The sequence below is a fragment of the Streptomyces sp. NPDC012935 genome (assembly GCF_042900345.1).
Lineage (GTDB): Bacteria > Actinomycetota > Actinomycetes > Streptomycetales > Streptomycetaceae > Streptomyces.
In genome coordinates this window covers 184,045-210,083 of sequence record NZ_JBIBBC010000015.1, presented here as the reverse complement: position 1 = coordinate 210,083, position 26,039 = coordinate 184,045, and the positions used below count along the sequence as shown (strand labels likewise).

Annotated in this window: 23 protein-coding genes, 1 pseudogene and 1 riboswitch; of the genes and pseudogenes, 11 read left to right on the top strand and 13 right to left on the bottom strand. The window is 69.2% G+C overall.

The features are described 5' to 3' along the window. Positions 1-62: 62 nt before the first annotated feature. A riboswitch (cobalamin riboswitch) is annotated at positions 63-237 on the bottom strand. A gap of 18 nt (positions 238-255) precedes the next feature. Beyond that, positions 256-567: pseudogene (locus ACFY5C_RS30985) on the bottom strand (hypothetical protein). A gap of 155 nt (positions 568-722) precedes the next feature. On the opposite strand from ACFY5C_RS30985, the gene ACFY5C_RS30980 reads away from it, so the two are divergent. Beyond that, positions 723-4,343, top strand: a complete 3,621-nt coding sequence (locus tag ACFY5C_RS30980) for an ATP-binding protein (RefSeq protein ID WP_389450222.1) — start codon at positions 723-725, stop codon at positions 4,341-4,343. A 37-nt stretch (positions 4,344-4,380) separates the two neighbouring features. Here the strand turns inward: ACFY5C_RS30980 and mctP are convergent, their stop codons facing one another. From mctP to ACFY5C_RS30955, 5 genes are all read right to left on the bottom strand, one after another. Then, positions 4,381-6,009 carry a monocarboxylate uptake permease MctP gene (gene mctP, locus ACFY5C_RS30975; RefSeq protein WP_389450219.1) on the bottom strand — a complete coding sequence of 543 codons (1,629 nt, stop codon included), beginning with the start codon at positions 6,007-6,009 and terminating at the stop codon, positions 4,381-4,383. After that, positions 6,006-6,272: a DUF3311 domain-containing protein gene (locus ACFY5C_RS30970; RefSeq protein ID WP_389450216.1), complete on the bottom strand. Its 267-nt coding sequence runs from the start codon at positions 6,270-6,272 to the stop codon at positions 6,006-6,008. Before ACFY5C_RS30970 ends, mctP begins: the two co-directional genes overlap by 4 nt. Positions 6,273-6,400: 128 nt before the next feature. Next, positions 6,401-6,607 carry a YbdD/YjiX family protein gene (locus tag ACFY5C_RS30965; RefSeq protein ID WP_389450269.1) on the bottom strand — a complete coding sequence of 69 codons (207 nt, stop codon included), beginning with the start codon at positions 6,605-6,607 and terminating at the stop codon, positions 6,401-6,403. Continuing rightward, positions 6,570-8,726: a carbon starvation CstA family protein gene (locus tag ACFY5C_RS30960; RefSeq protein ID WP_389450213.1), complete on the bottom strand. Its 2,157-nt coding sequence runs from the start codon at positions 8,724-8,726 to the stop codon at positions 6,570-6,572. The genes ACFY5C_RS30965 and ACFY5C_RS30960 overlap by 38 nt, the downstream gene beginning before the upstream one ends. A gap of 167 nt (positions 8,727-8,893) precedes the next feature. Further along, positions 8,894-9,658: a GntR family transcriptional regulator gene (locus ACFY5C_RS30955; protein WP_030947772.1), complete on the bottom strand. Its 765-nt coding sequence runs from the start codon at positions 9,656-9,658 to the stop codon at positions 8,894-8,896. 321 nt (positions 9,659-9,979) lie between these two features. On the opposite strand from ACFY5C_RS30955, the gene ACFY5C_RS30950 reads away from it, so the two are divergent. From ACFY5C_RS30950 to ACFY5C_RS30925, 6 genes are all read left to right on the top strand, one after another. After that, entirely contained in the window at positions 9,980-11,257 is a 1,278-nt protein-coding gene (locus tag ACFY5C_RS30950; RefSeq protein WP_389450210.1) for an extracellular solute-binding protein, read from the top strand. Between the two features lie 152 nt (positions 11,258-11,409). Continuing rightward, the gene (locus ACFY5C_RS30945) at positions 11,410-12,396 is read left to right on the top strand and encodes a carbohydrate ABC transporter permease (protein WP_389450207.1); all 987 of its coding nucleotides are present in this window, start codon (positions 11,410-11,412) and stop codon (positions 12,394-12,396) included. Further along, positions 12,393-13,223, top strand: coding sequence for a carbohydrate ABC transporter permease (locus tag ACFY5C_RS30940; RefSeq protein WP_389450205.1), 831 nt, complete (start codon positions 12,393-12,395; stop codon positions 13,221-13,223). Before ACFY5C_RS30945 ends, ACFY5C_RS30940 begins: the two co-directional genes overlap by 4 nt. A gap of 9 nt (positions 13,224-13,232) precedes the next feature. Further along, the gene (locus tag ACFY5C_RS30935) at positions 13,233-14,735 is read left to right on the top strand and encodes a glycoside hydrolase family 3 protein (protein ID WP_389450203.1); all 1,503 of its coding nucleotides are present in this window, start codon (positions 13,233-13,235) and stop codon (positions 14,733-14,735) included. An 83-nt stretch (positions 14,736-14,818) separates the two neighbouring features. Then, entirely contained in the window at positions 14,819-15,067 is a 249-nt protein-coding gene (locus ACFY5C_RS30930) for a helix-turn-helix transcriptional regulator (protein ID WP_328423586.1), read from the top strand. Beyond that, positions 15,064-15,594: a hypothetical protein gene (locus ACFY5C_RS30925; protein WP_389450201.1), complete on the top strand. Its 531-nt coding sequence runs from the start codon at positions 15,064-15,066 to the stop codon at positions 15,592-15,594. The genes ACFY5C_RS30930 and ACFY5C_RS30925 overlap by 4 nt, the downstream gene beginning before the upstream one ends. Before the next feature lie 81 nt (positions 15,595-15,675). Here the strand turns inward: ACFY5C_RS30925 and nagB are convergent, their stop codons facing one another. Further along, complete coding sequence (nagB, locus tag ACFY5C_RS30920; RefSeq protein WP_389450199.1) at positions 15,676-16,461, bottom strand: glucosamine-6-phosphate deaminase; 786 nt, start codon at positions 16,459-16,461, stop codon at positions 15,676-15,678. A gap of 229 nt (positions 16,462-16,690) precedes the next feature. Between nagB and ACFY5C_RS30915 the strand changes: the two genes are divergently transcribed. After that, positions 16,691-17,779, top strand: a complete 1,089-nt coding sequence (locus tag ACFY5C_RS30915) for an SIS domain-containing protein (RefSeq protein ID WP_389450196.1) — start codon at positions 16,691-16,693, stop codon at positions 17,777-17,779. A gap of 53 nt (positions 17,780-17,832) precedes the next feature. Here ACFY5C_RS30915 and ACFY5C_RS30910 read toward each other — a convergent pair whose 3' ends face one another. After that, positions 17,833-18,585 carry an SDR family oxidoreductase gene (locus ACFY5C_RS30910; protein ID WP_389450193.1) on the bottom strand — a complete coding sequence of 251 codons (753 nt, stop codon included), beginning with the start codon at positions 18,583-18,585 and terminating at the stop codon, positions 17,833-17,835. 109 nt (positions 18,586-18,694) lie between these two features. Between ACFY5C_RS30910 and ACFY5C_RS30905 the strand changes: the two genes are divergently transcribed. Beyond that, complete coding sequence (locus ACFY5C_RS30905) at positions 18,695-19,336, top strand: TetR/AcrR family transcriptional regulator (RefSeq protein WP_389450190.1); 642 nt, start codon at positions 18,695-18,697, stop codon at positions 19,334-19,336. Between the two features lie 415 nt (positions 19,337-19,751). Beyond that, positions 19,752-21,227, top strand: a complete 1,476-nt coding sequence (locus tag ACFY5C_RS30900) for a sensor histidine kinase (protein WP_389450187.1) — start codon at positions 19,752-19,754, stop codon at positions 21,225-21,227. 341 nt (positions 21,228-21,568) lie between these two features. On the opposite strand, the gene ACFY5C_RS30895 is transcribed toward ACFY5C_RS30900, so the two are convergent. Continuing rightward, positions 21,569-21,826: a WhiB family transcriptional regulator gene (locus ACFY5C_RS30895; RefSeq protein ID WP_006142322.1), complete on the bottom strand. Its 258-nt coding sequence runs from the start codon at positions 21,824-21,826 to the stop codon at positions 21,569-21,571. Between the two features lie 319 nt (positions 21,827-22,145). Next, positions 22,146-23,114, bottom strand: coding sequence for a diacylglycerol/lipid kinase family protein (locus tag ACFY5C_RS30890; RefSeq protein ID WP_389450184.1), 969 nt, complete (start codon positions 23,112-23,114; stop codon positions 22,146-22,148). Between the two features lie 301 nt (positions 23,115-23,415). Here ACFY5C_RS30890 and ACFY5C_RS30885 point away from each other — a divergent pair, with 301 nt between their 5' ends. Beyond that, complete coding sequence (locus ACFY5C_RS30885; protein WP_389450181.1) at positions 23,416-23,862, top strand: hypothetical protein; 447 nt, start codon at positions 23,416-23,418, stop codon at positions 23,860-23,862. A 24-nt stretch (positions 23,863-23,886) separates the two neighbouring features. Here the strand turns inward: ACFY5C_RS30885 and ACFY5C_RS30880 are convergent, their stop codons facing one another. From ACFY5C_RS30880 to ACFY5C_RS30870, 3 genes are all read right to left on the bottom strand, one after another. Next, entirely contained in the window at positions 23,887-25,017 is a 1,131-nt protein-coding gene (locus tag ACFY5C_RS30880; protein ID WP_389450178.1) for an RNA polymerase sigma factor SigF, read from the bottom strand. Between the two features lie 17 nt (positions 25,018-25,034). Continuing rightward, on the bottom strand, positions 25,035-25,448 hold the full coding sequence (locus ACFY5C_RS30875; RefSeq protein WP_004925829.1) for an anti-sigma regulatory factor: 414 nt from the start codon (positions 25,446-25,448) through the stop codon (positions 25,035-25,037). 270 nt (positions 25,449-25,718) lie between these two features. Then, a complete protein-coding gene (locus ACFY5C_RS30870) occupies positions 25,719-25,979 on the bottom strand; it encodes a UBP-type zinc finger domain-containing protein (protein WP_389450175.1) in 261 nt (86 codons plus the stop codon). Positions 25,980-26,039: the final 60 nt, after the last annotated feature.

Sequence of the window (26,039 nt, the reverse complement as noted above, 5' to 3'; positions counted from 1 at the left end):
GCACACGGCGTCGCGTCCACCGGCCCATTCCGCGAGGCCCGGACGTCGGGCGCACCGGCCGGGTGGCCGGGCGCGCTGTCGGCAGGTCCTCGGACTGACTCCTGCGCATGCCGGTCCTGGGAACAGACATGCACAAGTACACCGTTGCGGGACAGTTCCGGATTCGCACCGGATTCCCCTGCGGCGACAGCGAGCATGAGCATACATCTTGTGCTCACCCGCCACGCCACCCCCAGATGTTGTGTCGCGCTGGTTTCAGAGCGTCAACTCGTAGGTGAGGAGAGTGATGTAGATCCGGGCGTGCATGGCTCGCTGGGTCGACAGGACGATGCGTACGCAGCCCTCCGTGGCGCGGGCGCGGGCGCGAGCGCGGTCGCTACGGGCGCGCACGTGCGGGCTGCCTCGCCAGGGGGCCGCCGGACGGGACGAAGGTCACCCCGCCCAGCAGTTGGCGGTCCGCGTGACCACCACCTCGGCGGCGGCCGCGCGCTTGGAGTATTTCCTGGTGGTGAACTCGCCGGGCGCGTCGAACTCGCCGGGATCCGTCGGCCGGATCGCGATGTCCATACGCCCGAGTCTGCCGGACCGGTCCCGGGGACGGCCCAGGGTTTTCGCCGAGGGCCGCCGGGTTGCGGGGAGTTCCGGGAGTGCTTCTATGGAGATAGGTGTCGGCGCTCCGCGGTCGCTCCGTTTCGAGAGTCCTCCTCGGAAGGAGACGAACGATGACGAGGGTCGTCCGTCGCCCGCCCGGCAAGAAGCGACCGCGCAACGCGCCGATGGCGACGCTGGCTCCGAGACGGGCGGGCACCTGGGTCAGGCAGGGGTTCGTGGCCCATTGGCACCGGCTGACGATCCGCCTGGAGGCTCGCGGCGGCACCACCCGCCCCAGGAAGTGGCGCCGGTGGTTCACCTACACCAACGTCACCCGGGCCATCTGGACGGTGGCCGCGCTCGCCTTGCTCGCGTGGGTGGTGGAGGGCCTGTACATCCTGATCTCGAGCAACACGACCAGCTTCGAGAAGTGGCGGCAGGGCAATGACGGATTCGAGACCGTCCTGCGCTTCCTCGGCCCGGTGCTCGCCGCGTCGCTCGCCGCCACCCTCTTTCTGTTCTGGTGGTACCGGTGGACCAAGCGGCGCTATCTCGCAAAGGCACGGGACGATCCCCACCGACTGGTGCTCACCGCCGGCCCGGACGCCACCGAGATCGTAGGCAGGGAGGAGATCGCCCAGGTCATCGCCGAACGGCTGCGCGAGCGCGACACGCGCCGTCCCTATCTGCTGGTCGGCGGTGTCGGCGTGGGCAAGACCGCCGTCCTGGTACGGCTCACCGAACTGCTGGCGGAGCAGAACGCCGTACCGGTGCCGATCCGGCTGCGGGACGCGAACGGCGGCACCGACCTGAACTTCGAACGCATGGCCAAGCAGCGCTTCATAGACGAGGCACCCCGGGGCATCCTCGCGCGCACCAAGACCGAGCGGGTCTGGCAGCAACTGCTCGCCGACGACAAACCCGTCGTCATCGCCGATGGACTGGAGGAGGCTCTCCTCGGCGACGGCCTCGAACAGAACCGGGACAACATCATCCGGCGAGCCATCGAGCGCGCCTACGAGGAGAAGCTGCCCCTCGTCATCGCCTCCCGTCCGCACAGCCCGCTGGAGAGCACCCCGGCCGCGATCGTCGAGCTGGAACCGCTCAGCGAGGAGGAGGCGTTGCGGTTCGTCCAGGCACGCGTTCCGGAGACGGACGAACGCCGCGTGGACTGGATCGTGGAGACGGCGGAGGTGACCGAGTCGCCCGTCTACCTCCAGATCGCCCGCGAACTGCACCGCCACGGCGCCCTGGAGCACGACCGGCCGGACAACGACCCGCAGCACATGAACACCCGCAGCCGCGACCGCGGCACGCTGCGGTTGTGGCTGCTGGAGACCTGGGACGAGGCGCTGTGCCAGGGCAGGCTGCGCCGGGACGTCGCGCTGAGCCGGCAGGAACGCCGCGACGCCCTCGAAGTGGTCTCCGCCCTGGCCTGCGTGGGACTGCTCCAGGACAAGCTGGAGGTCGGCCTCGGGGAGCTGCTCGACTCGGACGTCCACCCCGGTCCGATGCGGCGCGCACAGGCCCGCGCCGAGCACCTGTGGACCGGCGGACGCGCCTTCGACCGGTACGGCAGGCGCGGGAACGTCTTCTCCGAGTGGCACCGGCAGCAGATCTGGGACGTGCTGTGCCGGCGGATCGGCCCGGACGAGAGGAGGCGGTTGCGCGGGGGCAACATGGACCAGTGCCGCGCCGCCCTCGCCCGGATCGCGCGCAACGCGGACAAGCTCGGACTGGTGGAGGGCTTCGAGCGCAAGGTCCGTTTCCCGCACAGCATCATCCAGGCCTACTTCGGCTACCGCGTGCTGCGGCAGCTGGGCGAGCGGGGCGCCGGCGAGCTCGTCGAGCAGGTGCTCCAGCCGCCCGGGCCCAGCCGCGAACTGCTCATGGCCCTGGTGCTGTTGTCGCGCCGCCGGGCGGCGGGGGTCAGGGCCCGCCGAGAGGGCGTACGGGCCGAGGTGACGAAGGAGGTCGAGGAGCGGCTCCGCAGGTCACGGGTGCGCGGGCACACGCTGGCCCACCGGCTCTGCAGGGCCGCGGAACGCCGCACGGACGATCCGAAGGCGCTCGATCTCTACGCGGCCGCCGTGGAGATCGAGAGCGTGGAAGACGATCCGCGGCTGATGGGCGACATCCTGAGCGAAGTGCGCAGGACGTGGGCCGGTTTCAAGGGTGACCGGCGCAGCCTCGAAGACGCCAAACTGAGGTTGCTCAGGCAACTCGGAGCCGCCCTGCGGAGCGTCTCCGACCGGATCGACACCACCCCGCTCTACGAACAGCTCGTCCAGATCGGTGTGAAGGAACCCATCTACCCGATACGCCTGGCCGTAGCCCAGGAGTTCGGCACCGGCGGCAACGCGGCGTTCGCCGTGATCCGGGGGCGGATCGGGCTGAACACCGACCCCGTGCAGGAGTACAACGACCGGCTCGGCGAGCTGAAGGCCTGGAAACGCGGTGAGTACGAGCAGTGGGCCGAGCGCATGGCGCGGGCGCGGGCCGCGGGCGTGCCCTCACGGGCCAGGACCGAGCGCATCGGCCGGCTCCAGCAGGACCGGCGCACGCTGAACCAGGAGTACCGCAGGAAACGGGTCGATCTGTTCCGGGAGTTCGTGATGCGCGCCTGGATGATCCCCATGCTGCTGGGCTCCGTCGACGAGGCGCACCGTGACGAGGCCCTCGAACGCCTCACCAGGTGGCTGCGCCATTTGGACCCGAAGGCCACCGGCGGCGCCCCCGACCTGCCGCTCGCGCTGGAGGCCGCGCTGGCACAGGGCTTCAAGTACGCGGCCAACCGCCGGATCCGGCACCCGCGGGCCCACCAGGGCGGTCGCGCCGATCTGATCCGGCAGGCGGAGACCGTGCTCCAGCAGTCCCGGTGCTGGTACGCGCAGGTCATGCTGCTTCAGGCGCTGTGCCTGTGGAAGCTTCCCGACAGTGTCGGCGTCCATGAGCGGGAGGCGCACCCGATGCCGGGGAAGGACGGGCACGACGGCGGGCGCGAGCCGCCCCGGGCGCTGGGCGGGGCGAGCGCCGTACAGACGGTGGAGCGCTGGCTGTCGATGGCCGGCACGGTGAACCGGGCACCCGGGCATGCCGAGGCGAACGGCGCCTCGCCCCGGCGGCCCCTGCATCCGTTCGTCGCCGAGGCGGGGGACCTGGTGGCCCTCGCGCTGGAGACCGGGCAACCCGAGCGGTTCCTCTGGATCGACGAGAACGGGGTGGCCGACAACATCGGCGCGTGCACCGGCAACCCAGAGGCGTACCGCAAGCACAACCTGTGGATCCCGCCCTCGGTCGGTTGGAGCACCCTCGACGCGCGCGCCCAGTGTCTGGTCGCCGACGTGCTGGTGATGCTGAACCTCATCGAACGGGACGGGCATCCGGACGAGGTCGAGGAGCGGATGGTCCGCGCGGAGCAGCCGGGGACGTCGTCACTCCCGCCGTGCATCCGCAGCGATCGCCGCCCGCTGCGACCTGACCTGCGGGCCGGCATGGCGGACCCGCCCACACCGGGTACGACCTGTCCGCCCGACTGCAAGTTCCAGCTCTGCCCCTACCCGCCCCGGGGCTGTGTGCCGCGCGGGGAGATCCGGGAGCCGTTCTGCCGGCAGCAGCAGGCCCTGTTGCCGGGCCGAGTGCGCCGTCACCTTCCCAGGGGCCTGCGCAGGAAGACACCGCACTGGGTCAGCATGCGCGTGCGGGAACTGGACGGCTTCTGGCAGCAAATGGCCGGGCGCACGCGCAGCTAGTGCGGTACGCCCGGCCATCGGGCATGTGACCCGTGCGTCAGTGGCTCGTCCCCGCCGTCGCGGGCGGCAGCTCGACCTGGACGCCCGGGTCCCCGGCGTCCGCCGTGTAGTCCTCCGGCTTCGTCTCGTCGATGCCCTCCGGGGCCTTCGCGGCCTTGAGGACGAAGGTCAGGACCACCGTCACCACCACGTTCAGCACGAACGCCGTGAGGCCGATGTAGCCGATCTCGCCGATGCCCGGGATCTCCTTGGCCGAGCCGCCGAAGTGCTTCTGGGTCGGGGAGGCGACGCCGTACGCGGCGACCGTGCCGTAGATCATGCCGACCGCCCAGCCGGCCAGCAGGGCCCAGCGGTGGAACCAGCGCGTGAACAGGCCGCCGACCAGGGCCGGGAAGGTCTGCAGGATCCAGATGCCGCCCAGGAGCTGGAAGTTGATGGCGACCGTCTTGTCCATCGTCAGGACGAAGACCAGCGCGCCCACCTTCACCAGCAGGGACACGATCTTGGAGACCTTGGTCTCCTGCGCGGGCGTCGCGTCCGGCTTGATGAAGTCCTTGTAGATGTTGCGGGTGAAGAGGTTCGCAGCCGCGATCGACATGATCGCCGCCGGCACCAGCGCGCCGATGCCGATCGCCGCGAAGGCCACACCCGCGAACCAGGACGGGAACATGGTCTCGAAGAGCTGGGGGATGGCCAGCTGGCCGTTCTGCACCTTGATGCCGGCCGCGATCGCCATGAAGCCCAGCAGCGCCAGCAGGCCCAGCATCAGGGAGTACAGCGGCAGGATCGTGGTGTTGCGGCGGATCACCTCACGGCTGCGCGAGGACAGCGTCGCGGTGATCGAGTGCGGGTACATGAACAGCGCGAGCGCCGAGCCCAGCGCCAGCGTGGCGTACGTCCACTGCCCCGCCTCGGCCGGGACCAGCGAACCGCGCGGCGCGCCCGTGGCCGGGTTGGTCTGGCTGTACGCCTCGCCCGCCTTGGCGAAGATCTCGTCGAAGCCGCCGAGCTTGATCGGGATGTAGATGATCGCCACCGCGATGACGATGTAGATCAGCGTGTCCTTCACGAACGCGATCAGCGCGGGCGCGCGCAGGCCCGAGGAGTAGGTGTACGCGGCCAGCACACCGAAGGCGATGAGCAGCGGCAGGTCCTTGATGAACCAGTTCGTGTTCTCGCCGCCGCCGACGCCCATCACGTCCAGCACGGCCTGGATGCCGACGAGCTGGAGCGCGATGTACGGCATCGTCGCCAGGATGCCGGTGACCGCCACCGCCAGCGAAAGGCTCTTCGAGCCGAAGCGGCCGCGCACGAAGTCCGAGGTCGTCACATAGCCGTGCTTGTGCGAGACCGACCACAGGCGGGGCAGGAAGGTGAAGATCAGGGGGTAGACGAGGATCGTGTACGGCACGGCGAAGAAGCCGGCCGCGCCCGCCGCGTAGATCGCCGCGGGTACGGCGACGAAGGTGTACGCCGTGTACAGGTCGCCGCCGAGCAGGAACCAGGTGACCCAGGTGCCGAACGACCGGCCGCCCAGGCCCCATTCGTCGAGGCTGTGCTCGTTCTCGGCCTTGCGCCAGCGCGCGGCCAGGAAGCCCATGACCGTGACGGCCAGGAAGAAGAAGATGAAGACGCCGAGTGCGACGCCGTTCACGCCGTCGTTCATTCCGACGCACCGCCCTTCTGGGAGGCGCGGCCGCGCTGGTCACGCTGCCACAGCTTGTACGCGATCATCGTCAGCAGCGTGGAGAGCAGGACCCACAGCATCTGGTACCAGTAGAAGAACGGGATGCCGGCGAACGCCGGATCGGTCTTGGCGTACGAACCGACCCACAGCATCGCCACGAAGGGCGCGGCTAGGCAGAGCCCGATGACGACCCGTATGGGCGTCACCACCGGCCCTCTGTTCACTTCTGGGGCATCTGACATCTGACGGCTCCGTCCCCTCACTGATCACCTGAGAAACGCCCGGGCAATGTAGGTGACGGTGCAACGACAGCGGAAGACCCTGTCCGCATATCGGATGTGGAGGATTGGTGTGTACGCCGACGGGGCGCTCAGCAGCAGCGGAACCCCTGGCGTGGGTCTGCTTCCTGACGGTCCGTTCGCATCCGCTCGAAGTCGCGCCGGGAGGGCACTTCCGCGTCCGGGTGCTCATGCCGTACGTGGGTGACATAACGGTCGTATGCCGACTCGTCGGTCAACTCGCGCACGTACCAGCGCACGCTACTGAATACCTGCCGAAGACTGACTGCTCGCCTCAGCGACCGCACGGCGTTCCTCCTCCTTCTCCTCCTTGGTCGGGAACAGCCCCGCGGGAGCGGTGATCTTCGACTCGACGTACGGCGCCTCGCTGAGCGTGGACAGCGCCGGGCGGCGGACGTGCCGGACGCAGACGCGGGTGGCGTCGGCGATCACCACGACGATCAGGAGCGCGAGGACCGCTGTGAGGACGCCGTCCACCGTGGAGTTGGTGACCACGGTGTGCATGTCGTCCATGCTCTTCGCGGGCGGCAGGACCTCGCCGCGGTCGATGGCGTCCTGGAACACCTGGCGCTGCCTGAAGAAGCCGACCTTCGGGTCGCTGGAGAAGACCTTCTGCCAGCTGGCGGTCAGCGTCACCGTCGCGTCCCAGACGAGCGGAACCCCGGTGATCCAGGCCCACTTGAGGCGCCCCGACTTCACCAGCAGGGTCGTGCAGACGGCGAGGGCGACCGCCGCGAGCAGCTGGTTCGAGATGCCGAAGATCGGGAAGAGCTGGTTGATGCCGCCGAGCGGCTCGTGGACGCCCACCCACAGGAAGTAGCCCCAAAGGCCGCACACCACCGCGCTGGTGATGACCAGACCCGGCTTCCAGCTGATGTTCCTGAAGGGCCGGTAGACGTTGCCCAGCATGTCCTGGAGCATGAAGCGGCCCACACGGGTGCCGGCGTCCAGGGCGGTCAGGATGAACAGCGCCTCGAACATGATCGCGAAGTGATACCAGAAGGCACGCAGGCCACCGCCGGTGACCTCGGAGAAGATCTCCGAGACGCCGATGGCCAGGGTGGGTGCGCCTCCCGTGCGGGAGAGCAGGGTCGATTCCTCTACGTTCTCCGCCGCCCGGGCGAGCGCCTCCGGGGAGATCTGGTAGCCCCAACTGCCCACGACCTGGGAGGCGTTCTGCACCGTGTCGCCGATGACACCTGCGGGCGCGTTCATCGCGAAGTACAGGCCCGGGTCGATGATGCTCGCCGCCACCAGCGCCATCACGGCGACCGACGACTCCATCAGCATGGAGCCGTACCCGATCATCCGGACCTGCGTCTCCTTCTGGATCATCTTCGGCGTCGTACCCGACGAGATCAGCGCGTGGAAGCCGGACAGCGCGCCGCAGGCGATGGTGATGAAGACGAAGGGGAAGAGCGACCCCGCGAAGACCGGGCCGTCCCCACGCGAGGCGAAGTCCGTCACCGGGTCCATCTTCAGCGTCGGCAGGGCGATGACGACGCCGAGGGCGAGCAGGACGATCGTGCCGATCTTCATGAAGGTCGACAGGTAGTCGCGCGGCGCCAGCAGCATCCACACCGGCAGGATCGAGGCGATGAAGCCGTACGCCACCATCCAGACGACCAGCGTGGAGGGCGCGAGCGTGAAGGTGTCGGCCCATGACGACTCGGCCACCCAGCGGCCCGCGATCAGCGCGAACAGCAGCAGTGCGACGCCGATCAGCGAGACCTCGGCGACCCGGCCGGGACGCAGCACCCGCAGGTAGAAGCCCATCAGCAGGGCGATCGGAATCGTCATCGCGATGGAGAAGGTGCCCCACGGCGACTGTGCGAGGGCGTTGACGATCACCAGGGCCAGTACGCCGAGCAGGATGATCATGATGACGAAGGTGGCCAGCAGCGCGGCCGCGCCGCCGAACGGACCGATCTCCTCGCGCGCCATCTGACCGAGCGAACGCCCGTTGCGGCGGGTGGAGAAGAACAGCACCACCATGTCCTGGACCGCGCCCGCGAAGATGACGCCGACGATGATCCAGATGGTGCCGGGGAGATACCCCATCTGCGCCGCCAGGACCGGGCCGACGAGCGGTCCGGCGCCGGCGATCGCCGCGAAGTGGTGGCCGAGCAGGACTCGGCGGTCGGTGGGGTGGAAGTCGATGCCGTTGTTGAGGCGTTCGGCCGGGGTGGCCCTGGTCCGGTCGACCTTGAGGACCTTGTATGCGATGAACTTGGCGTAGAAGCGGTAGGCGATGGCGTACGAGCCGAGGGCGGCGGCGACCATCCAGGCGGCCGAGACCTCCTCGCCGCGGGACAGCGCCAGCACGGTCCAGCCGGCGGCACCGACCAGCGCGACCAGGGTCCAGATGACGATGGTTCGGGGATTCGCGGTACGCACCGGGTGGTCCTCCCGTCCATGCGGCGACGGGAGGAACGTAGAGCAGGTCGGTGAGACGCGCTACACCGCGTGCGGGAGTTGTTGTCCCTTCACGTGTTGGGCCTGCATGGGTGCGCCCTTCATGGGTGCGGCCTTCGCGTGTCGTCCCGTCACCTTCCCGGGCGGGCTCAGTCCTGAGGCCGCTTGAGCCTCGCCACGAACTTGTAGCGGTCCCCGCGGTAGACGGACCGCACCCACTCCACCGGCTGCCCGTCCCGGTCCAGCGAGTGCCGGGACAGCATCAGCATCGGCAGGCCCACGTCCGTGCCGAGCAGGCCGGCCTCGCGCGGGGTGGCCAGGGAGGTCTCGATCGTCTCCTCGGCCTCGGCGAGATGGACGTCGTAGACCTCGGCGAGCGCGGTGTAGAGGGAGGTGTACTTGACCAGGGACCTGCGCAGGGCCGGGAAGCGCTTCGCGCTCAGGTGGGTCGTCTCGATGGCCATCGGCTCGCCGTTCGCCATGCGCAGCCGCTCGATGCGCAGCACCCGGCCGCCGGCCGTGATGTCGAGCAGGTCGGCGAGGCGGTCGTCGGCGGTGATGTAGCCGATGTCCAGCAGCTGGGAGGTCGGTTCCAGGCCCTGGGCGCGCATGTCCTCCGTGTAGGAGGTGAGCTGCAGGGCCTGGGAGACCTTCGGCTTGGCGACGAAGGTGCCCTTGCCCTGGATGCGCTCCAGGCGTCCCTCGACGACCAGCTCCTGCAGGGCCTGGCGCACGGTCGTGCGGGACGTGTCGAACTCGGCGGCCAGCGTGCGCTCGGGCGGTACCGGGGTGCCGGGCGCCTGGGTCTCCGTCATGTCGAGAAGGTGCTTCTTCAGGCGGTAGTACTTGGGCACGCGGGCGGTACGGACGGTGGCGCCGTTCTCGTTCTCCGCACTGCTGACGTCGGTGCTCATGCTTCGCCTTCCCGGCTCCGGATGCGGGTCACATCGTGATCCCTTCTATATACCGTCGCCGCCGCTTTTGGTCTAGTCCACAGTGCCAAGTGGTCTAGCGGACGAGGGTACTCCGGCCCTGGTGTTTTCGCTGGCTTCTTACTTAAAGGTTCCTGCATATGTAGGTCCCATAACGGCTGGTCAAGGGCTATTCGGCCACCCTTGACACGCTTCATGGTCTGGTCCAAGCTCCCCGTACTGGTCTACACCATTGGTCCAGGTCCCGGCCCAACGCTCGCGCGGGGAGGCAGGGGGGTTTGTGGCATCCCTGAGGAGGGTGGCGTGAAGCGCAAGCTGATATCCGCGATCGGTGTCGCGGGCATGATGATCTCCCTGGCGGCGTGCGGGGGCGACAACGGCGACGGCGGGGACAAGGCAGGGGCCGACGGCTACGCCGGCGAGACGCTCACGGTCTGGGTGATGGACGGTTCCTCCCCGGACCAGTGGCAGAAGGACGTCCAGGCCGCCTTCGAGAAGAAGACCAAGGCCAAGGTCAAGTTCGAGATCCAGCAGTGGAACGGCATCCAGCAGAAGCTGACAACCGCCCTGTCGGAGGAGAACCCGCCGGACGTCTTCGAGATCGGCAACACCCAGACCCCGGCCTACGCCAAGACCGGCGGCCTCGCCGACCTCGCCGACCTCAAGTCCGAGATCGGCACCGACTGGGCCGAGTCCCTCAACGAGTCCTCCGTCTACGAGGGCAAGCAGTACGCCGCCCCGTGGTACTTCGCCAACCGCGTCGTCCTCTACAACAAGAAGGTGTGGGCCGACGCCGGCATCAAGGACACCCCCAAGACCCGCGACGAGTTCTACGCCGACCTCAAGCAGATCGGCGAGAAAACCGACGCCGAGCCCATCTACCTGCCGGGCCAGAACTGGTACCACTTCGTCGGCCTGACCATCGGTGAGGGCGCCGAGCTGGTGAAGAAGGACGGCGACAAGTACGTCTCCAACCTGGACGACCCGAAGGTCGCCGCCGCCATGGAGACGTACAAGAAGTTCCAGGCCCTGTCCAAGGCGCCCAAGGACAAGGACGAGGCGACCCCGCAGCAGGCCGAGGTGTTCGCCAAGGGCGACGTCGGCGCCTTCATCGGCATGGGCTGGGAGGCCGGTACGGCGATCGCGGCCAACAAGAAGATCGAGCAGGACATCGGCTACTTCACCATCCCGGGTGCCACGGCCGACAAGCCCGAGGGTGTCTTCCTCGGCGGCTCCAACCTCGCGGTCGCCGCGGGCAGCAAGAAGCAGGAGCTCGCCAAGGAGTTCCTGAAGATCGCGCTGTCCGACCAGTACGAGGGCGAGCTCGCCAAGCAGAACGGCGTCATCCCGAACAAGGAGGCGCTGCAGACCAACCTCAAGGGCAACGCCGTCGCCGAGGCCGCCGCGCCGGCCGCCGCGGGCGGTGGCACCACGCCGCTGATCCCGCAGTGGGCGGCCGTGGAGAACGCGCCCAACCCGGTCAAGACGTACATGACCGCCGTGCTGAACGGTAAGTCGCCGGCCGAGGCGGCCAAGCAGGTCGAGGACGAGTTCAACAAGCGTCTGGCCCAGCAGCAGTAGGGGCACCGGGTCGCGCCGGGGTGGGGGATGCGCGTGACGCCCCCCGCCCCGGCGACCGTACGCGGGTCCACGTCCGCAGGTCGAGACCCGCAGGTCAAGACCCGCAGGCCGAGTAGGCCGAGACACGCAGGCCGAGAAGAGAGATCGCGAGCATGACCGTGCAGACCGAACGGCCGCCTTCCGGCCCGGTGGACGCAGTCGGCAAGGCCGAGAGCGGTTCCGCCGGGCCGCCGCCCCGAGCCGCGTCCCGCCTCGGCGCGTTCACCCCGTACCTCCTGCTGCTGCCGGCCTGCGCGGCCACTGTGCTGCTGCTCGGCTGGCCGCTGGTCAAGGACGTCCTGCTGTCGTTCCAGAACCTCAACATGGCGCAGCTGATCCAGCACGTCACCGAGTGGAACGGCATCGACAACTACAAGGAGGTCCTCACCGGCGAGGACTTCTGGCGCGTCACCCTGCGCTCGATCCTGTTCACGGCGGTCAACGTCGCCCTGATCATGGTCGTGGGCACCCTGGTCGGCCTGCTGCTCGCCCGCCTCGGCAGGCGGATGCGGGTCATGCTGCTGATCGGGCTGGTGCTGGCCTGGGCGATGCCCGTGGTCGCCGCGAGCACCGTCTACCAGTGGCTGTTCGCACAGCGCTTCGGCGTCGTCAACTGGGTGCTGGACAAGCTGGGTTGGCACTCCATGGCCGACTACAGCTGGACCAGCAGCCAGATGTCGACGTTCTTCGTGGTCACGCTGCTGATCGTCTGGATGTCGATCCCGTTCGTCGCGATCAACCTCTACGCGGCCACGACCACCATCCCGGGCGAGCTCTACGAGGCCGCGGCGCTGGACGGCGCGGGCGCCTGGAAGAGCTTCACCACGGTGACGCTGCCGTACCTGCGCCCCTTCCTCTACGCCACGACCTTCCTGGAGATCATCTGGGTCTTCAAGGCGTTCGTGCAGGTCTTCACCATCAACGGCGGCGGCCCCGACCGGCTCACCGAGATCCTGCCCGTCTACGCCTACATCGAGGGCGTCGGCAACCAGCACTACGGCATGGGCGCGGCGATCGCCGTCCTGACCATCCTGATCCTGCTCGGCCTGACCGCGTACTACCTCAGGATCGTGCTCAAGCAAGAGGAGGACGAGCTGTGAAGCGCTCACTCTTCGGCCGCCTGTGGCCCAACGTCACGGCCGTCGTCCTGTTCATCGGCTTCGTCTTCCCCGTGTACTGGATGTTCTCCACGGCCTTCAAGCCGACCGGAGACATCATCTCGGCAAACCCGGTGTGGTTCCCGACCGACATCACCTTCGACCACTTCAAGCGGGCGACCGGCGTCGACCACTTCTGGACGTACGTCACCAACTCGCTGATCGTGACGCTCTGCGCGGTCGGCTTCGCCCTGGTCATCGCGCTCGCGGGCTCCTTCGCCCTCGCCCGGATGCGGTTCAAGGGGCGGCGCGGGTTCGTCATCGGCTTCATGATGGCCCAGATGGCGCCCTGGGAAGTCATGATCATCGCGATGTACATGATCGTGCGGGACGCCTCGATGCTGAACAGCCTCCTGCCGCTGACGGTCTTCTACATGATGATGATCCTGCCCTTCACCATCCTGACGCTGCGCGGCTTCGTCGCCGCGGTCCCCAGGGAGCTGGAGGAGGCCGCGATGGTCGACGGCTGCAGCCGTGCCCAGGCGTTCCGCAAGGTCATCCTGCCGCTCCTCGCGCCGGGCCTGATGTCCACGTCCCTGTTCGGCTTCATCACCGCATGGAATGAATTCCCGCTGGTCCTGGTGCTGAACAAGGAGGCGGAGGCGCAGACCCTGCCACTGTGGCTGTCCAGCTTCCAGACCGCCTTCGGCAACGACTGGGGCGCGACGATGGCGGCGTCCTCCCTCTTCGCCATCCCGATCCTGATCCTCTTCGTCTTCCTGCAGCGCAAGGCTGTCAGCGGCCTGACGGCCGGCGCCGTGAAGGGATAACGCCACCCGATGACGACATTCGCCAGCGGCACCACTGCGTCCAATCCGGAAAAGGACGGTCTGACGCGCGATGCCCTGACCGTCCTTCAGCCCGGCTTCACCGGCACCACCGCCCCCGACTGGCTGCTGCGCCGCCTCGGCGAGGGCCTCGCCTCCGTCGGCCTGTTCGGCCGCAACATCGCCTCGCCCGAGCAACTGGCAGCGCTCACCGCCCAGTTGCGCGCCGAGCGCGACGACGTGCTGGTCGCGATCGACGAGGAGGGGGGTGATGTGACGAGGCTGGAGGTGCGGACCGGTTCCAGCTTCCCCGGCAACCACGCCCTGGGCGCGGTGGACGACGTGGAGCTGACCAGGGACGTCGCCTTCGAGATGGGCCGCCGCCTGGCAGCCTGCGGAGTGAACCTCAACTGGGCCCCGTCGGCGGACGTGAACTCCAACCCCTCCAACCCGGTCATCGGCGTCCGTTCCTTCGGCGCCGACACCGCCCTGGTCGCCCGGCACACCGCGGCCTACGTCACCGGCCTGCAGTCGGCGGGCGTAGCGGCCTGTGCCAAGCACTTCCCGGGCCACGGCGACACGGCGGTCGACTCCCACCACTCGATGCCCCGCATCGACGCGGAGGCCTCGGTCCTGGCCGACCGGGAACTCTCCCCGTTCCGGGCGGCGATCGCCGCCGGCACGAGGGCGATGATGAGCGCGCACATCCTGGTCCCGGCCCTGGACCCCGACCACCCGGCCACCCTGTCCCGCCCCGTCCTGACCGACGTCCTGCGCGGCGAACTCGGCTACACCGGCCTGATCGTCACCGACGGCATGGAGATGCAGGCCATCGCCGCCACCTACGGCATCGAACGCGGCAGCGTCCTGGCCATCGCGGCCGGCGCCGACGCGATCTGCGTGGGCGGCGGCCTCGCCGACGACGAGACGGTACGACGTCTGCGCGACGCCCTGGTCGCCGCGGTCCGCGCCGGCGAGCTTCCCGAGGCACGGCTGGCGGAGGCGGCGGAACGCGTCCGGGAGCTGGCTCGCTGGACGACGACCGTCACCGGCGCCGAGGGTGAGGCGCGTCAGGACGTGGGCCTTGTCGCCGCCCGGCGTGCACTGAAGGTGACCGGCGCGCAGGGCTTCACCCCGCTCACCGAGGCGCCGTACGTCGCCGCCTTCACCCCGGTCGCGAACATCGCCGTCGGCGACGAGACCCCCTGGGGCGTCGCCGCCGAACTGGCCCGGCTGCTCCCCGGCACCGAGACCGGCGGCTACGCGGGGGAGGAGGCGGGGCGGGAGGCGCTGCAGGCAGCGGCCGGCCGCCGCATGGTGGCCGTGGTCCGCGACGAACACCGCCACCCCTGGATGACAACGGCCCTCGACACCCTGCTGCGATCCCGCCCGGACACGGTCGTCGTCGAAATGGGCGTCCCCCGGGCCGAACCCCGCGGCGCCCTGCACATCGCCACGTACGGCGCGGCCCGCGTGTGCGGGCTTGCGGCGGCGGAGGTCATCGCCGGGGTGTGAGGCCCCCGAGGCTGTTCCTCTCCGCGACCCTGCTCGATGGCCTGTGGTTGCAGCTCCACTCCTGAATGTAGTACTTCTTATACATGAGTGAGCAGGTGCACAACAGGTTGGCGATGGTGCGTGCCGAGCGCAAGGTGTCGCGCCAGAGCCTGGCCGAGGCAGTGGGAGCCCACTACCAGACCATCGGCTACATCGAGCGGGGGCAGTACAACCCGAGCCTCGACCTGGCCCTGAAGATCGCGAAGTTCTTCGGGCTGCCGGTCGAGGCGCTGTTCTCCCTCGATCCGTTCCGGCCGCTCACGGACGAGGTCTACGGGAGGAAACAGTCATGACCACGACGCGGCTGACGCGCTACGACCGGAGCATGCTGCGGTTGATGAACGACCCCCGAGGGCGCCCGCTGTACGCCACGACCACACGTCGCCGGCTGGTGGTCGCCGCGCATGTCGCACTCACCGTGGCCATCGGGTCGCTGACGGCGTACTTCTCGCTGTCGCCGGTGGAGCCGATGTGGGCCGTCATCGCCGCGGCGGTGCTGATGCTGCCCTGGATGGTGGCGACAGGCGTGATCAACGGGGCCACCCGGGGCCTGCTCGAACTGCGTGAACGCGCCCTCGACGAGCGGCAGTCGGCCGAACGCAGGCGGGTGCTCGCCCGCGCCCACCGCGCGATGACCAGCCTGCTGCTCGCGGCCGTGGCCGGCCTGCTGGCGGCGGGTGCGGCCGACGGCGACGCCCTCCGCGTCTACGCGGCACCCGTCCTCGCCGCGGTCCTCGCCGCCCACTGGCTGATGCCGCTGTGGGTGGCCGGCCTGACCGCACAGGACGAGCCGGCCGAGGACGAGGCGGCCGGCCTCTAGAACCGGCGAAGGCCCGGCGGGCATACGGCGGGTCCCCTGGTCGCGGGACCCGCCGCACGCATGCCTGTCGTGTGCGGCGCCCTAAATCCCCTGCCACTCCGGCTTGTTGGCGTACGTGTGCCGGAAGTAGTCGGCCAGCTTCAGCTTGGACGCGGCGGCATCGTCGACGACGACCGTGGCGTGCGGGTGCAGTTGCAGTGCCGAGGCCGGGCAGACGGCCGCGATCGGTCCCTCGACGGTCGCGGCGACCGCGTCCGCCTTGCCCTCACCGGTGGCGAGCAGCACCAGATGCCGCGCCTCCAGGATCGTCCCGATCCCCTGGGTGATGACGTGGTGCGGCACCTGCTCGATGTCCCCGTCGAAGAACCGTGCGTTGTCGACCCGGGTCTGCTCGGTCAGCGTCTTGATCCGGGTCCTCGACGCGAGCGAGGAGCACGGCTCGTTGAACCCGATGTGCCCATCGGTCCCGATCCCGAGCAACTGCAGGTCCACGCCCCCGGCTTCGGCCAGCGCCGCGTCATACGCCTCGCACGCCCCGGGCACGTCGTCGGCCGTGCCGTCCGGCCCCATGAACGCTTCCATCCCGATCCCGAGCGGCTCCAGCACCTCGCGACGCAGCACCGAGCGGTACGACTCCGGGTGCTCCGCGGGCAGCCCCACATACTCGTCGAGCTGTGCGATCCGCGCCCGCGAGGCGTCGACGGCGCCGGAGCGCACCTTGGCCGCGAGTGCCGCGTAGATGGGCAGTGGCGTCGAGCCGGTGGCCACGCCGAGCAGGGCGTCGGGCTTGCGCCGCAGTAGCTGGGCCATGGCCTCGGCTATCAGCTCGCCACCCGCCTTGGCGTCCGGAACGATGACAACTTCCACGCTGGGCCTGCCGATCTGAAGTAGGACTAGAAGGGCACCCCGTAGGGGCATGTGGTTTAGACCAATCTAACAGAGCGAGGCTACGCGGCCCAGGTGAACGCCAGCCTCGTGGACATTTCGGCGGACCGTCGGGCAGGCGTCATCGCCCGTGGGGGAGTGGAATGGAGACTGTCTGCCGGAAGCGGCAGGCGCCATGCCCGGCAGTGGGCGCGAGACCAGGGAGGGTCCCATGACCACCACGACCCCGTACCCTCCCGACCCGCACGCCCCTCACAACGACCTCCCCGGCCGGGTCATGGCCCGCGAGATGGCCGAACAGCCCGCCGTGCTGCGCCGGATCCTGTCCCAGGGCGCCCCCGCCATCCACCGCGTCGCCCAGGAGATCGCCGGCCGCGCACCCCGCTTCGTCCTGCTCACCGCCCGCGGCACCTCCGACAATGCCGCGCTCTATGCCAAGTACCTCCTGGAGATCCGCCTCGGCCTGCCCTGCGGCCTGACCTCCATGTCGACCACCACCGCCTACGGCGCCCGTCCCGACCTCACCGATGTCCTGGTCATCACCGTCAGCCAGTCCGGTGGCTCCCCGGACATCGTCGCCTCGACCCGGGCCGCCCGTGAGGCCGGCGCGATCACGCTCGCGGTGACCAACAACCCCGACTCCCCGCTGGCCGCCGTCTCCGAGTACCACCTCGACATCATGGCCGGACCGGAGAGGGCCCTGCCCGCGACCAAGACCTACACGGCCTCCCTTCTCGCCCTGTACCTCTTCGTCGAAGGTCTGCGCGGCGGTGACGGCACCCCCGCCATGCCGCTGCCCGAACTCGCCGAGCAACTGCTCACCCGGCAGGACGAGGTGCGCGCCCTCGCCGCCCGCTATCGCTTCGCCGAACGCATGGTGATCACCTCCCGCGGCTATGGCTACCCCACGGCCAAGGAAGCCGCCCTCAAGCTGATGGAGACCAGCTACATCCCGGCCCTCGCCTACTCCGGCGCCGACCTGCTGCACGGCCCGCTCGCCATGGTCGACAACGTCTCCCCGGTCATCGCGGTCGTCACCGACGGCAAGGGCGGCGAGGTCCTCCAGCCCGTCCTCGACCGGCTCCGCGGCCGCGGAGCCGACCTGGTCGTCATCGGTGCCCGGCACCAGGTCGAGCAGGCCTCGGCCGGTTTCGTGCTGCCCACCGAGGGCGTCGCCGAGGAGCTCCAGCCGATCCTGGAGATCCTCCCGCTCCAGCTCCTGGCCTACGAGGTCACCATCGCCCGAGGCCAGGACCCGGACGCGCCGCGGGCGCTGGCGAAGGTGACGGAGACGCGGTGACCAGCGCCCGTTATCTGGATCATGCCGGCCTCGCGGGGACCGAACGACAGGCCCTAGTGCAGGCTCAGCAGTGAGCCCCCGGTCGCATCGACATGCTGCCCCGTGACCCAGCGGGAGTCGGGCGACGCCAGGAAGGCCACCACGTCGGCCACGTCGGACGACGTACCGACGCGTTTGAAGACCGAGACGGCCTCGGCGTGCGCGCGTATGCCGGGGTCGGAGAGTGCGGCGCTCGTCAGGTCCGTGTCGACGAAGCCGGGCCCGACGGAGTTGGCGGTGATGCCGCGCGGCGCCAACTCGGCTGCGAGTGAGCGGGTCAGGGTGGTGACCGCGCCCTTGGCCATGTGGGTGGCGGCTATCGGGGCGATGGCGTAGTCCGTGGCGGCCGTGACATTGATGATCCGGCCGTGGTCGCGCAGGCGTACGAGGCCGTGCTTGACGATGAAGAACGGTGCCTTCGCGTTGACCGCCTGTGTCCGGTCGTACGCCTCCTCGTCCGTCTCGCCGATGGTGGCGAAGGTCGCCATGCCCGCGTTGTTCACCAGGATGTCCACGCCCTGCGCCTGCCGGTCGAATGCCTCCCAGAGAGTCTCGGCGTCACCGGGCACGCCCAGTTCGGCGCGGATCGCGAACGCGCTGCCGCCCGCGGTCTCGATCGCGGTGACCGTCTCCTTCGCCGCCGCCTCGTTACTGCCGTAGTGCACGGCGACCCGCGCCCCGTCCCGTGCCAGCCGCTCCGCGATCGCTCGTCCGATCCCCCTGCTCGCCCCCGTGACCAGTGCCGTCCTGCCCGCAAGCACGCCCATGCCGAAGCCCCCTCACATTTCCCTAGCGGTCGCTACAGAAAGAACGTACAACATCCCGCCGACGTTTCTCTAGCGCTCGCTATAAAATGCACTCCATGGTGAGCAGCGAATGGTGAGCAGCGAGGTGACGACAAAGACGGGGGCGGGAGCGCGTCCCGCGGTGAAGACGCGCGGTCGGCCCCGTTCCTTCGACCGTGAAACCGCCCTGGAGAAGGCGATCCTGGCCTTCTGGGAGCGCGGCTACGAGGCGACGTCCGTCTCCGACCTCACCCGCGCCATGGATATCGGCGCCCCGAGTCTGTACGCCGCCTTCGGTGACAAGCGCTCGCTCTTCGAAGAGGTCGTCCGCGTCTACACCTCGCGCTACGCCTCGTTCGCGGACCGTGCCCTCGCCGAGGAGCCCACCTCGCGGGCGGCGGTCGAGCGGACCCTGCGAGAGGCGGCCGGCGTCTACACGGATCCCGTCCATCCGCAGGGCTGCCTCATCGCCCACGCGGCCATCAACTGCACGACCCCGGAGGTCGCCGACTCCCTGCGTGACCGGCGCAACGCCACCATCGCCGCGATCCGAAGCCGCATCGAAGCGGACATCGCCACCGGCACCCTCACCCCGGACGTCAACGCCCCCGCCCTCGCCCGGTACGCCGGCGCGATGATCCAGGGCATGTCACAACAGGCGCGCGACGGGGCGAGCCGGGAGGAACTGGAGGCACTTGCGGAAATTGCCATGGCCAACTGGCCTCGCACATGAACCCACACGGGTTAGGCTGCGTGGTGGATGACAGGGCCGTCCCACTGCTTCTCCAGCTGGTTCGGAGCCCGCGAAGAAGCGCCAACAGCAAACACGCTCCAACGCATGGACACACCAGAGTGGTCTAGTCCACAATGCGAAGGAGTGCGTAGTACGAGAACGCACCGACTTCCGTCTTCCCCGCACAGGAAGGCGGACCGAGGAACCGGAGCTCTCTGCCCTGACTGCCCCGGCTCCTCATCCTTCGGCCGACCGGGACCGCACACCCCACGGCCGATATTGCTCCGGGCTGCGGTGCCGGGAGGGCTGAGGGTCCCTCTCAGGCGCCGCGGCCCGCGGGTGTTTCCGGGGCCTGATCGCCGCCCGTAGCGGCTGGTTTCCGGCCATGTCCGTACCGCCAGGTACGCTCGGCCACGTGCCCTCCATGAACGAACTCGTACGCCAGCACACGGCCCTCGACGACTCCGACCTCGAGTGGCTCCACCTGCTGGTCTCGGAGTGGCAGCTGCTCTCCGACCTCTCCTTCGCCGACCTCGTCCTGTGGGTCCCCACCCACGACGGCACCCGCTATGTCTCCGTCGCGCAGATGCGGCCCAACACCGGCCCCACCTCGTACCAGGACGACATGGTCGGCCACCTCGTGCCGCGCGGCCGCCGCCCGATGCTGGACGCCGCGCTCGACGAGGGCCGGATCGTGCGGGAGGGCGACCCCGAGTGGCGCGAGGAGGTCCCGGTCCGCGTCGAGTCGATTCCCGTACGACGTGAGGGGCGCGTCCTCGGTGTCATCGCGCGCAACACCAACCTGCTGACCGTCCGCACCCCGAGCCGTCTGGAGCTGACGTACCTCCAGAGCGCCTCGGACCTCGCGCAGATGATCGCGGCCGGATCGTTCCCGTTCGCCAATCAGCAGGTCGACATGGACGCCTCGCCCCGCGTCGGCGACGGCCTGATCCGGGTCGATGCCGACGGCATCGTCCAGTACGCCTCCCCGAACGCACTGTCCGCCTACCACCGCCTCGGCCTCGCCGCCGACCTCGTCGGCCATCACCTGGGCAAGACCACCGCCGAACTCGCCCCGACGCAGGGACCGGTGGACGAGGCGCTCGCCAAGGTTGCCAGCGGCTGGGCACCGCGCGAGTTCGAGATCGAGTCCGGCGACGGTGTGATCCAGTTCCGTTCGATCCCGCTCAAACCCAAGGGCACGCGCATCGGTTCGCTGGTGCTGCTCCGGGACGTCACCGAACTGCGCCGCCGCGAGCGCGAGTTGATCACCAAGGACGCGACGATCCGGGAGATCCACCACCGCGTCAAGAACAACCTCCAGACGGTGGCCGCCCTGCTGCGCCTCCAGGCCCGCCGCATCGAGTCCGACCGCGGCCGTGAGGCCCTCGAAGAGGCGGTACGGCGGGTCGGGTCGATCGCGATCGTGCACGAGACGCTCTCCCAGAACCTCGACGAGCGCGTGGAGTTCGACGACATCGCCGACCGGGTGCTGGCGATGGTCGCCGAGATCTCGCCCGGCAAGGTCACCGGCCGGCGCACCGGCCGCTTCGGCATCCTGGACGCCGAGGTCGCCACCCCGCTGTCGATGGTCCTGACCGAGATCCTCCAGAACGCGCTGGAGCACGGCTTCCGCGAGGGCGACACCGGCACGGTCGAGGTCTCGGCCGTCCGCGGCGGTACGACGAAGCAGCTCCGGCTTCTGGTCACCGTCCAGGACGACGGAGTGGGCCTCCCCGAGGGCTTCGACCCGCACACCGCGGGCAACCTCGGCCTGCAGATCGTACGGACGCTGGTGGAGGGCGAGTTGGGCGGCACCTTCGACATGGTCCCGGCACCGGAGCGGGGGACCAGGGTGATCCTGGACATCCCGGTGCGGGCGCACAAGTAGCGGCGGACAGCGACCCAAGCAGGCGCGGGCGCACAAGTGGCGGCGGACAGCGACCCAAGCAGGCGCGGGCGCACAAGTGGCGGCGGACAGCGACCCAAGCAGGTGCGGGCGCACAAGTAGGGGCGGGCAGCGACCCAAGCAGGTGCGGGCGCACAAGTAGCGGCGCAGCGACCCAGGCAGGCGTGGACAGCAAAGAGCCCTGGACCATCTGGTCCAGGGCTAGTGCTCGTTGCTGCTCTGCAATCGCTAAGCAGGGGTACTGCGCGCTGCGGCTCGGGGGCGGGAGATGCGTACTCGCTGTACGCGCCGCCAAGCTCAGGCTGTTTGCGGGGCGGGTGTTGTCAGGCGGAGGCCTGACGGGCCCGGTTGCGGGCGGCACGGCGCTTCATGGCGCGACGCTCGTCCTCGCTGAGACCACCCCAGACGCCGGAGTCCTGGCCGGACTCGAGCGCCCACTGCAGACACTGATCCATAACGGGGCAGCGACGGCAGACGGCCTTGGCTTCCTCGATCTGCAGCAGCGCAGGACCGGTGTTGCCGATGGGGAAGAAGAGCTCGGGGTCTTCCTCGCGGCAAACGGCGTTGTGACGCCAGTCCATGGCTGCTACCTCTCCTTGGTATTACGTGCTGGTTGCTTGTGAATGTGAACGCTTTCACGAATCCCTCAACAAGTGAAGGGCCGACCGCCAGGTTCCCTGGCGAGGTCCTGTGATTTGAAGAGGGGTTCCGGTGATCAGTGGAGGCTGGTCTTGCGGGCCGTCCCGATCGCCACGTAGAGACTCGCAAACCTCAGCGACGGATACAACCCCTTCCGGAAAGTTTTTTTTGATTCCTCGGTGTCGACTAGGTCACAGCCGTACTTCCATGGGGTGGATCCTGGCCTAAACGTTCGAGTGAAAGGACTTTAGCCCGTTCCGCTCACACAATCACACGCAGTGCACGGCGTACGCCTGTGAACGTCACGCTCGTGCGCAGCCCCAGGTGGTCGCCGTCCATCTGAAGGGGCAACGGGACCTTCGAATGCAAGGTGAACTGGTCCAAGTCGTGCAGCGTGACCGCATGTCTGCCATGGGCTCCGCGCTCGGGGGACGAAGTGAGCAACTGGGTTGCATACCGGGCAACCGCGACCGTGGACATACGGCTGAGACCGAGTACGTCGAGGCCGGTATCGAACGAGGCCTTAGGCGCCGCGTACACTGGGCGATTACCCAGATACGTCCACGGAGCGGTGTTGCAGACTATGGACAGCACCAAATCGGTCACCGGGTCCTGGCCCGGCCGCTCCAGCGTGATAGTGCCGTGCCGGCGGTTGGGCTCCTGCAGGAACTGGCGTATCACCTGGCGCAGGTAAAGAGCGTGCGTGGATTTCTTGCCCCGCTCGCGCTGCTGCTCGACCCGGCCGACGACGCCGGCGTCGAAGCCGAGGCCCGCACAGAAGGTGAACCATCTTCCGGGTACGGCTTCGTCCTCCGTGCCCGGAGTGCCGGCCGCTATGCCCATTCCGACCGTGCGTTCGCTGCCTTCGCGCAGGGCGTCGAGCAGGGCGCCGGTCGCCTCCACGGCGTCGTTGGGCAGGCCGAGGGCGCGGGCGAAGACATTGGTGGAGCCGCCGGGGACCACGGCGAGGCGAGGGAGGCGGTCCGGGTCGGGGCCGTTGTGCAACAGTCCGTTGACGACCTCGTTCACCGTGCCGTCGCCGCCGAGCGCGACCACCAGGTCGACGTCGTCGCTGTCCGCCGCCTGCCGGCCCAGGTCACGCGCGTGGCCGCGGTACTCGGTGGTCACCGCCTCCAGCTTCATCTCGCTGGCGAGCGCGTGGATCAGGACATCGCGCGTACGTGCGCTTGTGGTGGTTGCTGCCGGATTGACCACGAGAAGTGCACGCATGACTGGCAGCGTACCTACTGGGGGGTACCCGGGCACAGGTCGAGGTGGGGATCTAGTAAGAGATGAGGGGTGAGTCTCGACACGAGGTGACTGCCGTCGGCTTGACTGTGCGTTTGTGTGCTGCCGGTTCCTGGGTGGGCGGCGTTGCTGCAAGGCGTGCTGGGGCTGCCGCCCCTAGGCCCCCGCTTCGGCCCTTAAGGTGCCTTGTCCTCAAACGCCGGACGGGCTGGTTGGTGTCAGCCGACGTCGGGCAGGAGGCTCCCTCTCCGGCGGCCATATCGCGGAGGGCTACCCTTCAAGGGTGACCAAGCAGCAGACCCCCACCACCCCGGAAACCGCCGGTCCGCGTCCGCGGCGGCTGACGTATGCGGCGGCACTGACCGCGCTGGAAGGGCTGGCGCTGGCCGTCGGGGGTGTCTGGGTGCTGGTGCTCGGGCTCGCCGGGGATCCGGACGATCGGCAGCAGGCCGTCACCCTCGGCGTGACCCTGGCCGTCCTCGCCCTGCTGCCGTTGCTCGCCGCGCGAGGGCTGTTCGCTCAGCGCAGCTGGAGCCGGGGGCCGTCCGTCATTACGCAGATCATGGCGCTGCCGGTGGCCTACAGCCTGCTGCAGGCCGACAGCATCGCGATCCCCGCAGGCATCGCGATCGCGGCGGTCGCGATCGCCACGCTCGTGCTCCTGATCAACCCGGCGACCACCCAGGCCCTCGGCATCCGGGGACCCGGCAACGCACCGGATCAGAAGTAGCCGCCGGCGGCTCTCAGGCAGCCGTCACTCCTCCACCAGCAGCTTCTCCCGCAGCTGCGCCAGCGTGCGGGCCAGCAGGCGGGACACGTGCATCTGAGAGATGCCGACCTCCTGCGCGATCTGCGACTGGGTCATGTTGCCGAAGAAGCGCAGCAGCAGGATCCGCTTCTCGCGCGGCGGGAGATCCTCGAGCAGCGGCTTCAGCGACTCGCGGTACTCGACACCCTCCAGCGCCTCGTCCTCCGCGCCGAGGGTGTCCGCGACCGCAGGGGACTCGTCGTCCGTGTCGGGGACGTCCAGGGACAGCGTGGAGTACGCGTTGGCGGACTCCAGGCCCTCCAGGACCTCCTCCTCCGAGATCGCCAGCTTCTCGGCGAGCTCGTGGACGGTCGGGGAGCGCCCGTGCTGCTGGGACAGCTCGGCCGTGGCCGTCGTCAGGGCGAGACGCAGCTCCTGGAGGCGCCGCGGCACCCGCACCGCCCAGCCCTTGTCGCGGAAGTGCCGCTTGATCTCGCCGACGACCGTCGGGGTCGCGTACGTCGAGAACTCGACGCCACGCTCCGGGTCGAACCGGTCGACCGACTTGATCAGACCGATGGTGGCGACCTGGGTGAGGTCGTCGAGCGGCTCGCCGCGATTGCGGAAGCGGCGCGCGAGGTGCTCGACGAGCGGCAGGTGCATGCGGACCAGCCGGTTGCGCAGGTCCGCGTACTCCGGGCTGCCGTCCTGCAGCTTGCGCAGCTCGACGAACATGGCGCGCGCCCCGCTGCGGTCCTGAGGGTCGTGCTGCGTGGCCTGCACGCTGTGCGCGCTCATCGCCTCGTCCTCGGCGTTTCGCTGGTGCTCGCTCATCGTCCCGCCCGTTGCCCTCTCCCGAGCCCTCGCCCCCGCTCGGACTGGGGAGACCCCGATCCGCCCGCCCGGTGGCGCGCCCTGCACGGCGCCTTCGTCATCCCGTCCGTCGGCCAGGAAGCCGGTCTCCGCGGAGTTGTCCTCCGGGTGCGGCCGGGCCTGCTCGGGGATGCCGTCGATGCCGTCCGCCATACGCCGGGAACCGCTCGGACCGCTCGGGCCCGCTCCCGGGCTCTCGGCTCCGTCCGAGCAGGGGGCAGCGCCGTCCGGCAGCTCCCGTGTGCCGCGCTCTTCGTCCCGCACCGGCCCGTCCCCGTTCCTCACGCCGGCCCGGGTCCCGCGCCGCGCTGTTTGTAGAGGCTGATCGAAACGGTTTTGTCCTCGTCCACGGCGGAAGAGACCTTGCCCGCCAGAGCCGACAGGACGGTCCAGGCGAAGGTGTCCCTGGAGGGAGCGTGGCCGTCCGTTGTCGGGGCCGAGACGGTGACCTCGAGCGAGTCGTCGACGAGGCGGAAGACACAGCTGAGCACCGAGCCGGGCACGGCCTGCTGGAGCAGGATCGCGCAGGCCTCGTCCACCGCGATGCGCAGGTCCTCGATCTCGTCGAGGGTGAAGTCCAAACGGGCCGCGAGGCCGGCAGTCGCCGTACGCAGCACCGACAGGTAGGCACCCGCAGCCGGCAGCCGGACTTCCACGAAGTCCTGGGTCGCGGGCTCGCCTGCGATCTGGGACACCCTCACCTCCAAGGTGGTACAAGCTTCTCGGGGCCGAGGGTCGCCCCCCGGGGTAACGCGATCTGTGGTTCAGCGGTGACGCTATCGCGCTCTGAACTTTCCTGTCCCCAGGACCCCAACCCCATGCTGTCACTCATAGTAAACACACGGATACGCTCCGTGGCTAGGGGGTCTGCGGGCCCAATTGGGAAGAGCGCGCGCCGGTTTGACGTACCCAGGCGTCAGACGGTCGAACCGTCCGGATCCTCGGTTGTCCAGCGTACGTCCCCGTCACACGAGTACGTGGTCGACGAAGCACCAGCGCCAGAGTTCGCCGGGCTCGAAGGTCCGCATGATCGGATGGCCGGACTCCTTGTGGTGTTCCGTGGCGTGCCGGCCCGGCGAGGAGTCGCAGCAGCCGACGTGACCGCAGGTGAGGCAGAGCCGCAGCTGTACCGGGTGCCAGCCCTCCGCCAGACACTTGGGACATGTCTCGTTGAGCGGAACGGGTTCCGGGTGCGGCAGCGCGTCGGCGTGCGTGCACTGTTTCATGATTGCCAGGTTACGACGGCCACGCGCACGACGGCGCGGAAAATCGAGGGCGGGCCGCGA

Excerpts from the sequence above, each read along its gene's own strand:
- ACFY5C_RS30970 (WP_389450216.1), bottom strand. The coding sequence starts at position 6,272 with ATGTCAGATGCCCCAGAAGTGAACAGAGGGCCGGTGGTGACGCCCATA.
- ACFY5C_RS30915 (WP_389450196.1), top strand. The coding sequence starts at position 16,691 with ATGACCACCACGACCCCGTACCCTCCCGACCCGCACGCCCCTCACAAC.
- ACFY5C_RS30935 (WP_389450203.1), top strand. The coding sequence starts at position 13,233 with ATGACGACATTCGCCAGCGGCACCACTGCGTCCAATCCGGAAAAGGAC.
- ACFY5C_RS30895 (WP_006142322.1), bottom strand. The coding sequence starts at position 21,826 with ATGGACTGGCGTCACAACGCCGTTTGCCGCGAGGAAGACCCCGAGCTC.
- ACFY5C_RS30870 (WP_389450175.1), bottom strand. The coding sequence starts at position 25,979 with ATGAAACAGTGCACGCACGCCGACGCGCTGCCGCACCCGGAACCCGTT.
- ACFY5C_RS30890 (WP_389450184.1), bottom strand. The coding sequence starts at position 23,114 with ATGCGTGCACTTCTCGTGGTCAATCCGGCAGCAACCACCACAAGCGCA.
- ACFY5C_RS30980 (WP_389450222.1), top strand. The coding sequence starts at position 723 with ATGACGAGGGTCGTCCGTCGCCCGCCCGGCAAGAAGCGACCGCGCAAC.
- ACFY5C_RS30945 (WP_389450207.1), top strand. The coding sequence starts at position 11,410 with ATGACCGTGCAGACCGAACGGCCGCCTTCCGGCCCGGTGGACGCAGTC.
- mctP (WP_389450219.1), bottom strand. The coding sequence starts at position 6,009 with ATGAACGACGGCGTGAACGGCGTCGCACTCGGCGTCTTCATCTTCTTC.
- ACFY5C_RS30910 (WP_389450193.1), bottom strand. The coding sequence starts at position 18,585 with ATGGGCGTGCTTGCGGGCAGGACGGCACTGGTCACGGGGGCGAGCAGG.
- ACFY5C_RS30930 (WP_328423586.1), top strand. The coding sequence starts at position 14,819 with ATGAGTGAGCAGGTGCACAACAGGTTGGCGATGGTGCGTGCCGAGCGC.
- ACFY5C_RS30925 (WP_389450201.1), top strand. The coding sequence starts at position 15,064 with ATGACCACGACGCGGCTGACGCGCTACGACCGGAGCATGCTGCGGTTG.
- ACFY5C_RS30955 (WP_030947772.1), bottom strand. The coding sequence starts at position 9,658 with ATGAGCACCGACGTCAGCAGTGCGGAGAACGAGAACGGCGCCACCGTC.
- ACFY5C_RS30905 (WP_389450190.1), top strand. The coding sequence starts at position 18,695 with ATGGTGAGCAGCGAGGTGACGACAAAGACGGGGGCGGGAGCGCGTCCC.